Annotated in this window: 15 protein-coding genes and 1 riboswitch; of the genes, 4 read left to right on the forward strand and 11 right to left on the reverse strand. The window is 64.2% G+C overall.

Annotation, left to right across the window (positions count from 1 at the left end; genetic code table 11):
- Positions 1 to 137: 137 nt before the first annotated feature.
- Entirely contained in the window at positions 138 to 389 is a 252-nt protein-coding gene (locus LB535_RS12805) for an exodeoxyribonuclease VII small subunit (protein WP_095766752.1), read from the reverse strand.
- A gap of 3 nt (positions 390 to 392) precedes the next feature.
- Complete coding sequence (locus tag LB535_RS12810; protein WP_224632441.1) at positions 393 to 1,319, reverse strand: histone deacetylase family protein; 927 nt, start codon at positions 1,317 to 1,319, stop codon at positions 393 to 395.
- A gap of 115 nt (positions 1,320 to 1,434) precedes the next feature.
- Positions 1,435 to 1,613, forward strand: a riboswitch (cobalamin riboswitch).
- Positions 1,614 to 1,654: 41 nt separating this feature from the next.
- Between LB535_RS12810 and bluB the strand changes: the two genes are divergently transcribed.
- A complete protein-coding gene (gene bluB / locus LB535_RS12815) occupies positions 1,655 to 2,386 on the forward strand; it encodes a 5,6-dimethylbenzimidazole synthase (protein ID WP_224632442.1) in 732 nt (243 codons plus the stop codon).
- On the opposite strand, the gene LB535_RS12820 is transcribed toward bluB, so the two are convergent.
- Both LB535_RS12820 and LB535_RS12825 read right to left on the reverse strand, forming a co-directional pair.
- Positions 2,387 to 3,370 carry a hypothetical protein gene (locus LB535_RS12820; protein WP_224632443.1) on the reverse strand — a complete coding sequence of 328 codons (984 nt, stop codon included), beginning with the start codon at positions 3,368 to 3,370 and terminating at the stop codon, positions 2,387 to 2,389.
- Positions 3,371 to 3,501: 131 nt separating this feature from the next.
- Positions 3,502 to 4,095: a TetR/AcrR family transcriptional regulator gene (locus LB535_RS12825; RefSeq protein WP_095766748.1), complete on the reverse strand. Its 594-nt coding sequence runs from the start codon at positions 4,093 to 4,095 to the stop codon at positions 3,502 to 3,504.
- A gap of 120 nt (positions 4,096 to 4,215) precedes the next feature.
- Between LB535_RS12825 and LB535_RS12830 the strand changes: the two genes are divergently transcribed.
- Positions 4,216 to 5,436, forward strand: a complete 1,221-nt coding sequence (locus tag LB535_RS12830) for an MFS transporter (protein WP_224632444.1) — start codon at positions 4,216 to 4,218, stop codon at positions 5,434 to 5,436.
- Positions 5,437 to 5,770: 334 nt separating this feature from the next.
- Here the strand turns inward: LB535_RS12830 and ribB are convergent, their stop codons facing one another.
- Both ribB and aroC read right to left on the reverse strand, forming a co-directional pair.
- Positions 5,771 to 6,871 (reverse strand): 3,4-dihydroxy-2-butanone-4-phosphate synthase, encoded by a 1,101-nt coding sequence (gene ribB / locus LB535_RS12835; protein ID WP_224605146.1) that lies wholly within the window; start codon positions 6,869 to 6,871, stop codon positions 5,771 to 5,773.
- A gap of 91 nt (positions 6,872 to 6,962) precedes the next feature.
- Positions 6,963 to 8,078: a chorismate synthase gene (gene aroC, locus LB535_RS12840; RefSeq protein ID WP_140845848.1), complete on the reverse strand. Its 1,116-nt coding sequence runs from the start codon at positions 8,076 to 8,078 to the stop codon at positions 6,963 to 6,965.
- A 207-nt stretch (positions 8,079 to 8,285) separates the two neighbouring features.
- On the opposite strand from aroC, the gene LB535_RS12845 reads away from it, so the two are divergent.
- Positions 8,286 to 8,549, forward strand: a complete 264-nt coding sequence (locus LB535_RS12845; RefSeq protein ID WP_224632445.1) for a DUF1344 domain-containing protein — start codon at positions 8,286 to 8,288, stop codon at positions 8,547 to 8,549.
- Between the two features lie 234 nt (positions 8,550 to 8,783).
- Here the strand turns inward: LB535_RS12845 and LB535_RS12850 are convergent, their stop codons facing one another.
- The 4 genes from LB535_RS12850 to LB535_RS12865 form a co-directional block, all read right to left on the reverse strand.
- Positions 8,784 to 9,371 (reverse strand): histidine phosphatase family protein, encoded by a 588-nt coding sequence (locus tag LB535_RS12850; protein WP_224632446.1) that lies wholly within the window; start codon positions 9,369 to 9,371, stop codon positions 8,784 to 8,786.
- A 55-nt stretch (positions 9,372 to 9,426) separates the two neighbouring features.
- Positions 9,427 to 10,245, reverse strand: a complete 819-nt coding sequence (gene fabI, locus LB535_RS12855) for an enoyl-ACP reductase FabI (protein WP_095766743.1) — start codon at positions 10,243 to 10,245, stop codon at positions 9,427 to 9,429.
- A gap of 107 nt (positions 10,246 to 10,352) precedes the next feature.
- Positions 10,353 to 11,279, reverse strand: coding sequence for a DnaJ C-terminal domain-containing protein (locus tag LB535_RS12860; RefSeq protein ID WP_140845846.1), 927 nt, complete (start codon positions 11,277 to 11,279; stop codon positions 10,353 to 10,355).
- Between the two features lie 115 nt (positions 11,280 to 11,394).
- Positions 11,395 to 11,856: an RT0821/Lpp0805 family surface protein gene (locus LB535_RS12865; RefSeq protein ID WP_224605157.1), complete on the reverse strand. Its 462-nt coding sequence runs from the start codon at positions 11,854 to 11,856 to the stop codon at positions 11,395 to 11,397.
- On the opposite strand from LB535_RS12865, the gene pdxH reads away from it, so the two are divergent.
- Positions 11,792 to 12,511, forward strand: a complete 720-nt coding sequence (gene pdxH / locus LB535_RS12870) for a pyridoxamine 5'-phosphate oxidase (protein ID WP_411962463.1) — start codon at positions 11,792 to 11,794, stop codon at positions 12,509 to 12,511. The two genes, LB535_RS12865 and pdxH, sit on opposite strands and share 65 nt — an antisense overlap.
- 21 nt (positions 12,512 to 12,532) lie before the next feature.
- Here pdxH and LB535_RS12875 read toward each other — a convergent pair whose 3' ends face one another.
- Positions 12,533 to 13,285 (reverse strand): crotonase/enoyl-CoA hydratase family protein, encoded by a 753-nt coding sequence (locus LB535_RS12875; RefSeq protein WP_224632447.1) that lies wholly within the window; start codon positions 13,283 to 13,285, stop codon positions 12,533 to 12,535.
- Between the last annotated feature and the right edge of the window lie 18 nt (positions 13,286 to 13,303).

Consider the following 13,303-nt stretch of genomic DNA (forward strand, 5'->3'; position numbering starts at 1 on the left):
AGGTGTTGAGATTCAGGTCAGGCCGAGCCGAAAATGGTGGTTTCCGAGAACCGGAGCGGAGCGTACTTGAAGTACGTGAGCACCGGAAGCGCAGGAAGTTGCCATTTGCAGGCCGGCCTCACCTGAATATCAACACCTCAGTCGGCGTCCAGCGGTTCAGTTCCCACCGGCTTGCCGTCGCGCGACAGCCTGATCTTCTCGACCTTGTCCTCGGCCGCTTTCAGCAGCCGGTCGCAATGCGCCTTCAGCGCCTCGCCGCGCTCATAGATCTTGATCGACTGGTCGAGCGGAACGTCGCCGCGCTCAAGATCATCGACGATCTTCTCCAGCGCGTCGAGCGCCTGTTCGAAGCTCATCGCCTTGACGTCCTCATTGCCTTCCAATGCCATACCCTATCCCTTCATCAGCCGCCCGACATGGGCGGCGACTGAAAATGCCAGTCCCTGCAGATCGTAGCCGCCTTCCAACAGGCTGACGAGCCTGTTGGAGCTATGGCGCCCGGCGCGTTCCATCAATTGCCCGGTCGCCCAGTCGAAATCGTCCTCGGTCAGGTTGATCTCGGCCAACGGGTCGCGATGGTGCGCATCGAAACCGGCGGAAATGATGATCAGGTCCGGCGCGAACGCGTCGATCGAGGGCAGCACGCGCGACAGGAAGGCGTCGCGGAAGAGATCGCTCCCCGTCTGCGGCGCCAGCGGCGCGTTGACGATGTTGCCGGCGCCGGTCTCGTTCTTCGCGCCGGTGCCCGGGTAAAGCGGCATCTGGTGCGTCGAGCAATAGAGCACCGAAGGGTCGTCCCAGAAGATGTCCTGCGTGCCGTTGCCGTGGTGGACATCCCAGTCGACGATGGCGACGCGCTCGGCCTGGTGCTTCTTCTGCGCGTAACGGGCGGCAATCGCCGCCGTGTTGAACAGGCAAAAACCCCTTGCCGTGGTCTTTTCGGCATGATGTCCAGGCGGACGCGCGGCGACGAAGACGTTTGCCGCACGGCCCTCGAAGACGTCGTCCACCGCCGCGTTGGCACCGCCGATCGCCGTCACCACGGCCTGCCAGCTTTTCGGGCTGGCGCTAGTGTCGGCGTCGATCGACACGATCCCGCTCTCAGGGATCGCCCCGCGCACGCGCTCGACGAAATCCTCCGGGTGCGCATAGAAGATCGTTTTCTCGTCGCCTTCCGGCGCCTTGACGCGGTCGAGCGCCGAAAACGCCTCGTCGTCGAGCACGCGCTCGATGGCACGCAGGCGGTCGGGCCGCTCGGGATGGCCGGGCGGCGTGAGGTGTTCGAGGAAGATCGGGTGCGTATAGAGACGGGTGGCCATGGCGCCTAATCTAGGGACCTGGCGGCCGAATGACCATGTTTGGCAGGCCGAATGGCTGGGGAAATCGCGTCTTGCCGTGTCGCTAACGCCATTGGCGCGGCCCAAGCTTCGCTGTAAGGTCGCATCGCTGCCAGGTGCCCGCGACGCGGGAGAATCGGGAACACGGTTGAACTCCGTGGCGTGCCCAACACTGTAAGGGGGACCGCGCCGGCACACGCCACTGTCGAAGACGGGAAGGCGCCGGATGCGGGACGATCCCGAGCCAGAAGACCGGCCCGGCAGACATGGTTTTCCGCTTGGTCAGGCGGGGGACTGCTTGTCGCAAGGGGAAAGCGATGACAGCAGCAGCGATCGCCGCGAGCGGCGACGACTTTGACCAATTGGCGCGCGACGCGGTCTACCGGGCCATGTTCACCAGGCGCGACGTGCGCAGCCATTTCGTCCCCGACGATCTCGATGACAATGTGCTGGCGCGGCTCATCACCGCCGCGCATCACGCCCCGTCGGTCGGCTATATGCAGCCGTGGAATTTCATCGTCATCCGCGACGCCGAGCGGCGCAGACAAGTGCGCGACCTGTTCCTCGCCGCGCGCGAGCAGGAGTTGCCGGCGATCGAGGCGGAACGGCAGGCGCTCTACCGCAAGCTGAAACTCGAGGGCATTTGCGAAAGCGCGCTCAACCTGTGCATCACCTGCGACCGGCAGCGCTCGAAGGACTCGCCTCTCGGGCGTTGGCATAATCCGGAGATGGATCTCTACAGCACCGTCTGCGCGGTGCAGAATTTCTGGCTGGCGGCGCGGGCGGAGGGTGTCGGCGTCGGTTGGGTAAGCATCATCGAGACCGAGGCACTGAAGCGGCTTCTCGCGATCCCGGAGCATGTCACGCCGATCGCCTATCTGTGCGTCGGCCGCGTCTCGGCCTTCGCGCCGAAGCCGGACCTCGAGGCGCATGGCTGGGGCAAGCGCCTGCCGCTGCCCGAACTGGTCATGAGCGAGACGTTTCGCGGCGCCGGCGAGGCGCCGCTTAAATCGGCAATCGCAAAGCTCGACGGCGCATCAAAGCCATGATCAGGCGGCCCTCGGCGTATCCCAGCGCGAGCCGCCGCCGAAAGAGCCCAGCGCCTTGTCGCGCAGTTCCCTGAATTTGGACGAGGTCTCGGCGAGCCGCCGGTCCCATTCGGGATTGGGCGCCTGGCCTTCGATGGCTTCGAAATAGACCTGCATCAGCGAGGCGATGGCGAATGGCTCGATGAAAGCTGCCTTGAAGGCCCAGGCAAAGACGATGGCCAGCACGAAGGCCCAGCCGGCAAGCTGGCCCGGCATGACCCACAGAATGGCGGCCGCGGGCGCCAGCATCAACAGGAAGATGACGAAGGACACGCCCCACATGATCGCCGCCAGCCAGACGGCGTTCTTGACCATGTGCTTGCCGTTCTGCGCGTAGAGCACGACGCCTTGCCTCGCCGTCTCGAATGGCGAGTTCGAACTGATGCGGATGTTGTAGCCGAGGATGATCTCGTCGACATAGGTCAGCGACAGGCGGATCACCGTGTTGATGAAGCTGACGATACCGCTCAGGCCCGGAATGGGCAGGAAGGCGGCGATGCCGCCGATCAGGCCGGTGATGGCTCGGATGGCGCCCTTGACCAGCTGGTCGACGACGAAAAGGATGTTGGCCTCGGCAAAACGCTGGGTGACCACTTCCTTCGCGTAGGCGATCTGGCCCTGGCCGTCGGGGACATCATGACCGTCGATCAGATGCACCATGACGGCGATATGGCCCGCTTTCAACACATAGAGGATGTATTCGCGTATCCAGTAGACGGCGATCGAGACGACGCCGAAGCCGACCACGCCACCCCACAGCGCGAAGGACATCGGGCCGTCGGGATCGGTGGAGATGTGGCCGACGCCGTAGCCGACGCTGGCGCCCGTACCGGTCGCCATGATGTAGGCGACCGTGATGCCAAAATAGACGATCATGCGAAAGACGATGAACGGCCATGTCCGCATCATGATCGACACGGATCTGGCGATGCTGAAGTCCCACATGGCCCCGACTCCCCTCACCTTCAGAGTTGGCGGTGGAGGATGCGCTCGCCCCGGCGATTGTCAATCGCGGCAGGGTTGCGCCGGCCCGAAACCGGTGCATAAGCCGGTGGCTTGATTACCCGAGCGTGCCGTCAAGGCTTCTTTCGCAAGCCTTCGAGCAACTGCTTGAAGGCCGTGATCGCTTTTTTCGAGGTCGCCTCGGGGTCCGTCGAATTGGCGATGCGCTGCGCGGCCTGGCTGCTGGCGCCATTGATCAGCCGTGAGGTCGTCTCGGGATCAAGCTCCGGAACGACCTCGCCCTCTTCCTGCAGCCTGGTCAGATGGTTGGTCATCGAGGCGGTGCAGGCGCTGGCATTCGGCCACTGCGCCGGATCGCCGAGCACCGCCGGGCCATCGCGGAACATGATGCGCTGGATTTCCGGCTCGAGCGCCATCTCGATATAGGTGGTGCATTCGTCGACGAAATGCTGCCAGCGGGTGGGCGCTTTCGAAGCCACCTCGTTCACCCGCACAGCCATTTCGCCGTCGATCTCCGCGATCACCGCCTGCAGCAGTCCCTTCTTGTCGCCGAAATGATGGTAGAGCGCGCCGCGCGTGAGGCCGGCCGACGCGGTGAAATCGTCCATCGAGGCCTCGGCATAGCCGATCGTGCCGAAAGCATGGCGAGCGGCCGCGATCAGCTTGGCGCGCGTCTCGGCGATCATCTCCTTGCGCGGTCTGTGCATGGTTCTGGCCCTACTCACATACGCCTCGTATGCCAATTGACATACGTGGCGTATGAACTATCTCACAGTCATACGCAGCGTATGTAATTTTAGTATGCACCGTTGTCGAGGAGCAGGATCATGCGAAATCCTTATTGCGACATCTTTCGGGCTCCCGGCACGAAAGGCTTCGCCGCGGCGGCTTTCATCGCGCGCTTGCCGATCGCCATGGCCCCGATCGGCATCGTGGCGATGCTGTCGCAGACACATGGCGAATACTGGCTGGCCGGCGCCGTCTCGGCGACCTATGCGCTGGTCAATGCTTTCCTGTCGCCGCAAGTGTCGCGGCTGGTGGACCGACGTGGCCAGACGGCGATCGCAGCACCCATGACGCTCGTCTCGGTGCTTTCCTTCGCGACATTGATCGTCGCGGCCAACCAGCACTGGCCTATCTGGACGTTGTTCAGCTCGGCGCTACTTGCCGCCGCCATGCCCAGCATCCCGGCGCTGGTCCGGGCGCGCTGGACCGAGATCTTCCGCGACCGGCCGGAGCTCAACACGGCGTTCGCCTTCGAATCGGCCGCCGACGAACTGGTCTATGTCGCCGGCGCCTCGCTGTCGGTGGGCTTGAGCGCCGCGCTGTTCCCGGAAGCCGGCATGGTGGTCAGCACATTGCTGCTTGCGCTCGGCTCGGCGGCATTCCTGCTGCAGCGCTCGTCCGAGCCGCCGGTCCGCCCGGCCGAACATGGCGCGGCCGGCTCGGCGATCCGCCTGCGGCCGGTGCAGATCATCACCTTCGCACTGATATTCGTCGGCGCGACCTTCGCCACGACGGAAGTGACGACGGTGGCGATCACCAAGGAGCTTGGCCAGCCTGAGGCGGCGAGCCTCGTCATCGGCGTCTATGCACTGGGATCCTTCGTGCTGGGCATCATCGTCGGCGCGCTCAGCCTCAAGGTGCCGCTGCAGCGGCAATTGGCGGTCGCGGTCACCGTGATCGCGCTCACCACCTTGCCGCTGCTCTTTGCCGACACTGTGCCGACTCTGGCGCTCGCGGTGTTCGTCAGCGGCGTCGCGATCTCGCCCACCTTTATCACCGCCTTCGGCCTGATCGAGCGCCACGTGCCGGCGGCGATGCTGACCGAAGGCGTTACCTGGGTGACGACCGGCATCGGCATCGGCATGGCGCTGGGCTCCTTTGCCGCCGGCTGGACGGTCGACACTTTCGGCCCGCAGAACGGGTTCTGGGTTTCGGTCGCGGCCGGCGCCACCGCGCTGGTCACCGTGCTCGCCGGTCAATGCCGGTTGGCGACGGACGATTGCGATGTGGACAGGGGCGAGGCGGTGGTTCCGGCGGAGTGATCGAACGAAGCGTCCAGCACTCGTTTCGCCAGCGTTCGGAATTGGCCGAGACCCTCGCGACTTCGTCATCCACGGGCGGAGCGACGCGAAGCGAAGCGCAGACCCGAGGATCCATTCCGTGACCTTGATCATAGAGCGCAGCGGAGCAGAATTCTGAACCGTCGCGGCGCTTCGAGGTCACGGAATGGATCCTCGGGTCTGCGCGCGTCGCTTCGCTCCTTGCTCCGCCCGTGGATGACGACGTCGCGGAGGCTTCCGCCAATCGCCTGCGTCGCGGAGGCTCCATCAATCAGACTGCCGCTAGGACCTCTGGCGCGTCAGGTCCTTCGACGGACTACAGAATCTCGGTCTTGGCGATGTGAATGCCAAATCCCTCGAGGCCGACATAGTGGCGCTCGCGCGAGGCGATCAGGTTGATCGAGGAGATGCCCAGGTCCCTGAGAATCTGGGCGCCAAGGCCGATCTCGCGCCATTCGTTCTCGCGGCGGCGGGCTTCCTCATGGTCCTCGCGGTCGCCACTCGCGGGCCGCTTGCGCTCCTGATGGGCGACGCCGACCGAGCCTTCACGCAGATAGACGATGACGCCGCGCCTGCGCTCGCCCATCGCCTTCATGATGCCGTCGAGCCGGTGGCTGGTGCCGAAGACGTCGGTAACGACATCTTCCGAGTGCAGCCGTACCGGCACCTCCTCGCCATCGCGGATGTCGCCGAAGACGACCGCGAGATGGTGCATGGAATCCCAGGGCAGCGTGTAGGTAAAGGCCTGCGCCTTGCCACCGGGCGTGTCGATGTCGGAGCAGGCGACGCGTTCGACCAGCGTCTCCTTGCGCTGCCGATAGGCGATGAGGTCGGCGACCGAGACCTGCTTCAGCCCATGTTCCTCGGCAAAGGCCTGCACTTGCGGCCCGCGCTTGACCGTGCCGTCATCATTGACCAGCTCAGAGATGACGCCGACCGGCGGCAGGCCGGCGAGCTTGCAGAGATCGACCGCGGCTTCCGTATGGCCGGAGCGCATCAAGACGCCGCCTTCGCGCGCGATCAGCGGGAAGATGTGGCCGGGGCGCACGAAATCCGATGGGCCGACATTGCCGTTGGCAAGGTTGCGCACGGTGAGCGTGCGGTCGTCGGCGGAAATGCCGGTCGTGGTGCCGTGCTTGAAATCGACGCTGACGGTGAAGGCGGTGGTGTGGGCGGAATCATTATCCGCCACCATCGGCGCGAGGTTCAGCCGCCTCGCGTCCTCGCGCAGCATCGGGGTGCAGACGATGCCGGAGGTGTTGCGGACGATGAAGGCCATCTTCTCCGGCGTGCAATGGACGGCGGCGACGATCAGGTCGCCCTCGTTCTCGCGCCCGTCATCGTCCATGACGACGACGATCTCGCCGCGCTCGAAGGCACGGATCGCTTCGACGATCTTCTTCTGGTCGTAAGGCATCGGCGCTCGCTTCACTCGCAGGAATTAGGCAGTAGGCAGTAGGCAGTAGGCAGTAGAAGAAAGAAAACGGCTGTGTCGGGCGGTCTACTGCCTAATCCCTACTGCCTACTCCCTTCCCTGTCTGTCCTCTGTGCCGCAGATAATGATCCGCGATCGCGCAGGCAACCATGGCCTCGCCGATCGGCACGGCGCGGATGCCGACGCACGGGTCGTGGCGGCCCTTGGTCATCACCTCGACATCCTTGCCATCCTTGTCGATCGACTGGCGCGGGGTCAGGATCGACGAGGTCGGCTTGACGGCGAAGCGGGCGACGATCGCCTGGCCGGTCGAGATGCCGCCCAGTATGCCGCCGGCATTGTTGGACAGGAACACCGGCTTGCCGTCATTGCCCATGCGCATCTCATCGGCGTTCTGTTCGCCGGTGATGCGGGCCGCCTCGAAACCATTGCCGATCTCGACGCCCTTGACGGCGTTGATCGACATCAGGCCGGAGGCGATATCCTGGTCGAGCTTGGCATAGATCGGCGCGCCGAGGCCGGGCGGCACGCCGTCGGCGACGATCTCGATCACCGCGCCGACCGAAGAGCCGGCCTTGCGGATGCCGTCGAGATAGGCGGTAAAGACCGGGACCGAGGCCGGATCCGGGGTGAAGAACGGGTTCTCGGCGTCGCCGACGAAATTCCAGTTCCAGTTGGCGCGGTCGATCGACTTTTCGCCCATCGAGACCAGCGCGCCGCGCACCACCATGCCGGGCACTATCCTGCGCGCCAGGGCGCCCGCCGCCACCCGCGCTGCCGTCTCACGCGCCGAGGAGCGGCCGCCGCCGCGGTGATCGCGCAGGCCGTATTTGACGTCGTAGGTGTAGTCGGCATGGCCTGGCCGATACTGGCGGGCGATCTCGCCATAGTCCTTGGAGCGCTGGTCGACATTCTCGATCAGCATCGACACCGGCGTGCCGGTGGTGATCATCGTCTCGCCGTCCTCGTCTAGGATGAAGCCGGACAGGATCTTGACCTCGTCCGGCTCGCGGCGCTGGGTGACGAAGCGCGACTGTCCGGGCCGCCGGCGGTCGAGCTCGGCCTGGATGTCCTCGCGCTTGAAGCGGATGCCGGGCGGGCAGCCGTCGACAACGCAGCCGAGCGCGGCGCCATGGCTTTCACCCCAGGTGGTGACGCGGAAGAGATGGCCGAATGTGTTGTGAGACATGAGAATACGCCCTGCCCCGGTGAGGGAACCCGGTTAAGGCTGCTTCTATTGGCGTTTTCCACAGTGGTCAAACGGTGATCGGGTGTGCATCAAACTGTGATGTGGCGGATTTAGTTTTGACACATTCGGTTGGTTTCTGCTCTCTTCCCATCCGCCGTTGAGGACCCGCCGCTGACAAGCTGGCGCAATGACCTAAAGAGGACGACGATGCGTACCCTGATTGGCGCGGTCTGCGCCATGTTGATGATTTCCACCGCCGCCGCGTTCGCCGGCCAAACCGAAGGCCTGATCAAGAAGGTCGACAAGGACACGCTGACGCTGACGCTCGACGACGGCAAGGCCTACAAGCTCAACGCCGAGACCGACATCGACTCGCTGAAGCCCGGCATGGACATCGTCATCGCCTATGACGTGACCAATGGCGAGAATGTCGTGACGGACATGCAGTTGCCCGACAGCGACCAGAACTAATCTTTCGAGTTAGAGGCTGGAGCGTCCGTGTTTCGTCATTCTAGGGCGAAGCAAGGAGCGTAGCGACGCGCGCAGACCCTAGAATCCATTCCGTTACGTCGACGCTTTGCAGCGGTGCAGAACGAGTTCTCTTCTGCACCGTTTTTACCATTTGATCCAGGTCACGGCATGGATTCTAGGGTCTCCGCGACGGAGCTTCGCTCCTGCTTCGCCCTAGAATGACGATGCTAACCTTCAAAGCCACTCCAGGCTGCGGCCCTCCAGCCGGAGCAGGCGGTCCTGCGGGACATCGAGGCTGGCGGCCTCCTGCTTGGAAATGCCAGTGACCAAGCGGAAAAAGCAGCGCATGACGCCGCCATGGGTGACGCAGACCGTCGGCCGGCGCAGCGCGTCCAGCCACGGCTTTATCCGCTCGAGCAGCATTTCGTAGCTTTCCGCGCCCTCGCCGGGCGGCTGGAAATCCCATTTGGCGTGGCGGCGGCCATCGGTTGAACCGGGGGCACGCTTCTCCAGTTCGGCGAAGGTGAAGCCTTGCCAGTCGCCAAAACTTAGCTCAACCAGGCGTGGATCGGTGCGGTAGGCGGAAGGATCGAGCCCCATCGCGGCGCGCATCAGCTCCATCGTCTCGCGCGTGCGCCGCATCGGGCTGGCGACAAAATCGAAATCCGCAGGATTTCCGATGAGTTCCGCCAACCGTCGGCCGTTTTGCGTCGCCTGCTCGCGGCCAAGTTCGTTGATATCGGTATCGGCCTGGCCCTGCAGGCGGCGCTCGGCATTCCACTCAGTCTGGCCGTGGCGCGCGATGTAGACGAGCGGATACATCAGGTCTTCCAAGGTCGGGCCAGGGCCTGGGACGAAGGATGGGCGGAGGTAAGGATCAGTCCTTGACAGTCGAGATATCCGGCGCGTCGACCGCCTTCATGCCAACGACATGGTAGCCGGAATCGACATGATGGACCTCGCCGGTCACGCCGCGCGACAGGTCCGACAGGAAATAGACGCCGGAATCGCCGACCTCTTCCTGGGTGACCGTCTGCTTCAGCGGCGAATTGTACTCGTTCCACTTCAGGATATAGCGGAAATCACCGATGCCGGAGGCGGCCAGCGTCTTGATCGGACCGGCGGAGATCGCGTTGACGCGGATCTTCTTGGCGCCGAGATCGACCGCGAGGTAGCGCACGCTTGCTTCCAGCGCCGCCTTGGCGACGCCCATGACGTTGTAATGCGGCATCACCTTCTCGGCGCCGTAATAGGTCAGCGTCAAAAGCGAGCCGCCATCGGTCATCAGCGGCTCGGCGCGCTTGGCGATGGTGGTGAAGGAATAGACCGAAATGTCCATGGTCCGCAGGAAATTGTCGCGCGTCGTCTCGACATAACGGCCGGTGAGCTCGTCCTTGTCGGAAAAGGCGATGGCGTGGACGAGGAAGTCGAGCTTGCCCCAGTGCTTGGCGATGTCGGCGAAGACCGCGTCGAGGCTTTCCGGGTCGGTGACGTCGCAATGGCCTGCGACATGCGCGTTGAGTTCGGCCGCGAGCGGCTCGACGCGCTTCCTGAAGGCCTCGCCCTGATAGGTCAGAGCGATTTCGGCGCCGTGATCGACGCAAGCCTTGGCGATGCCGAAAGCGATCGACCGATTGTTGGCGACGCCCAGGATCAGGCCCCGCTTACCGGCCATCAGGCCCTGTCCACCCGCCATGTGCAAGCTCTCCGCAAGAATATCTGCTTTGTGGAGAGCCTATCGCACAGGCACAAAGCCCCTTCAAGCGCTCAAAAGACACTGCAACAGGAACAAAATTCCCTCAATCAGCCTTTTCTGCGGCGCATCAGGGCCTCGAGTTCGGCATCGCCGCCTTCCGGCAGCATCAGCCGCACATGGGCATAGAGATCGCCATGGCCGCCTGCCTTTTCCGGCAGGCCCCTGCCCTTGAGGCGCAGCACCTTGTCCGAGCTCGACCATGCGGGCACGTTGACCGCGAGCTTGCCGGTCGGCGTCTCGACCGCCACTTTGGCGCCGAGCACCGCATCGGACAGATCGACGGGAAGATCGACATGCAGGTCGCGGCCTTCGATGCGATAGCGCGAATGGCGGCGGATGTGGATCTTGACCAGCGCGTCGCCAGGCTGGCCCGGACCCTGCTCGCCCTGGCCCTTCAAGCGGATCGTCTGGCCATCCTCGACATAGGCCGGCAGCTTGACCGCCACCTTGCGGCCGTCGGGGAACATCGCCGTCACCTTATCGGCGGTGGCTGCCTCCTCGACGCTGATATCCATGGTGACGTTGAGGTCCGCGGCCTGGACCGGCTGACGGCGGTCGGCCCGGCCGGCGCCGCGGGCGCCGGAGAAGGCATCGCCAAAAATCTGGCTGAAGATGTCGCTGTTGCCGTCGAACGGATCGCCGCCCGGGCGCCCGCTGCGAAATTCGAAATGCGCGCCGCCGGGGCCTTGCTGACGGCGGAATCCGGCAAACGGATCGCCGCCGGCTGCGCCTTCAAAGCCCTGGAATTTAGGCTTGCCGTCGGCGTCGATCTCGCCGCGATCGTAGGCGGCGCGCGTCTTCTCATCGCCGACGATCTCGTAAGCCTGGTTGGCGGCGGCAAAACGGTCCTTCGCCTTCGGATCATTCGGATTCTGGTCCGGATGATACTTCTTGGCGAGCTTGCGGTAAGCCGATTTTATGTCCTTGGCCGATGCGTTCTTGGCAACGCCCAGCACCTCATAGGGGTCGCGCATGCTTCCTGCCTGCATGAGAGAATGGATTTATGAGTCGCCTCCTATATGCGCTCGCATAGGAAGAAATTCCAGTGGCGCAAGGGCAATGGCGCCCGAAAATCGGAGTGCCGGATAATCAGAGCGCCTTGAATTCCTGCATGCGCCAGCCGCCGGCCTCGGCTAGGCACAGCTCGCCCTTGTAGAGGGCGACGCCGTCGAAGCTCTCGCGCGTGGCGCTGAAGCGGCGGCAGGTCAGGCCGCCATCCTTCAGTTCCACCAGTTCGGTGATCGCGCCGCGGGACCCGGTCCCGGCATTGGCCCATGGCACCGCTTGGCCGGCAAGCTCCTTCAAGTCGGCGGAGGAAACGGCGTTGCCGATGGTGGTCTGGTCGGAGTCCTTATCAGCCGCCGGGGCAGCCGGCGACGACGGCGCGCTGGAGGTGATGATCGAGCGGTCGACGTCGGCCTTTTCGAGACTGAAGCCGCCGGCACCGCAGCCGGCAAGCGGTAGCGCCAACGTCACGACCACAGCCTTGACGCTGGCAGAAGCGATAACGCCCCATTGCCTGCTGTCAAAAGCTTGCGCGATACGCGACAATCGGCCAACTCCTCCCGCAACGGTAAAAATTCGGAAAACTATGAACGAAACTGAGTTAACAAGCAGTGACTTCACCGAGGCCGCGGAGCCGTTCAGGCTCTTTGCCGCATGGCTGGAGGACGCCACCAAAAGCGAGCCCAACGATCCCAACGGCGTAGCGCTGGCAACCGTCGACGCCGACGGCATGCCGGATGTGAGAATGGTGCTGCTCAAGGGGTTCGACGAAAAGGGATTTGTCTTCTACACGAATTTCGAGAGCGCCAAGGGCCGCGAGATTCTTGGCAGCATGAAGGCGGCGATGTGCTTCCACTGGAAATCGCTGCGCCGCCAGGTGCGGATACGCGGGCCGGTGGAGATCGTCAGCGACGCCGAGGCCGACGCCTATTACGCGACACGCCCGCGCGGCAGCCGCATCGGCGCCTGGGCCTCGAAACAGTCGCGGCCGCTGGAAAGCCGGTTCGCGCTGGAAAAGGCGGTAGCCGAATACACGGCGCGCTACGCCATCGGCGAGATCCCGCGACCGAAACATTGGTCGGGTTTCCGCATCCTGCCGCAGACGATCGAGTTCTGGCAGGACAGGCCGTTCCGCCTGCACGACCGCATCCTTTTCTCGCGCAACGCCGCCGGCTGGGACAAGACGCGGCTTTATCCTTGAACGGTGCCGCAGGCGAAGGGCTCAGCCCTTCTTGCGCGTCATGAAGGCGGTGAGCGCCCCGCGCGCCTCGTCCGATTTGAGCCGCTCGCGGAAATGCTCACTTTCGACCTCGATGCGGGCGATCAATTCCTCACGCGGCGCGCGCATCAGGTCGCGCGCGATCTTCAGCGCCTCAGGCGGCTTGGCCGCGATGTCGTTGGCGGCGGCCAACACCGCGCTTTCGAGGGAGTCTTCCGCGACGACATCGTAAATCATACCCGCGGCCTTGGCGCGCTCGGCCGAAAAGCCTTCGCCCAGGCTGAGCAACGCGAAGGCACCCTGCCGGCCAAGCAGCCGCGGCGCGATCAGGCTGGAGCCGGCTTCAGGCACCAGGCCGAGATCGACGAAGGGCGTGCGGAACAGCGTACGCGGCGTGGCGAAGGTCAGGTCGCAATGCAGGTTGAGCGTGGTGCCGATGCCGACGGCGATGCCGTCGACGCCCGACACCATCGGCTTTTCGGCCTTGGCCAGCGCCATCAGGAAATCCCAGACCTCGTTGCCGCCCTCGCCGCCTGTGGCGATGACCAGGAAATCGGCCAGGTCGTTGCCGGCGGAAAAGGCGCCTGGAACGCCGAGGAAGACATGGACGCGGACCGCCGGATCGGCATCGCCTTCGGCCAGCGCCGCCGACATCTTCGCATACATGGCGCGCGTCAGCGCGTTCTTCTTGTCCGGGCGGTTGATGCGGATGATCTGCACGGCGCCCTGGCGCTCGACGAGGATATGGTCTGTCACGATTTTTTCCTTGTGAAC

The sequence above is a fragment of the Mesorhizobium sp. CA10 genome, from assembly GCF_020165285.1.
Classification (GTDB): domain Bacteria; phylum Pseudomonadota; class Alphaproteobacteria; order Rhizobiales; family Rhizobiaceae; genus Mesorhizobium.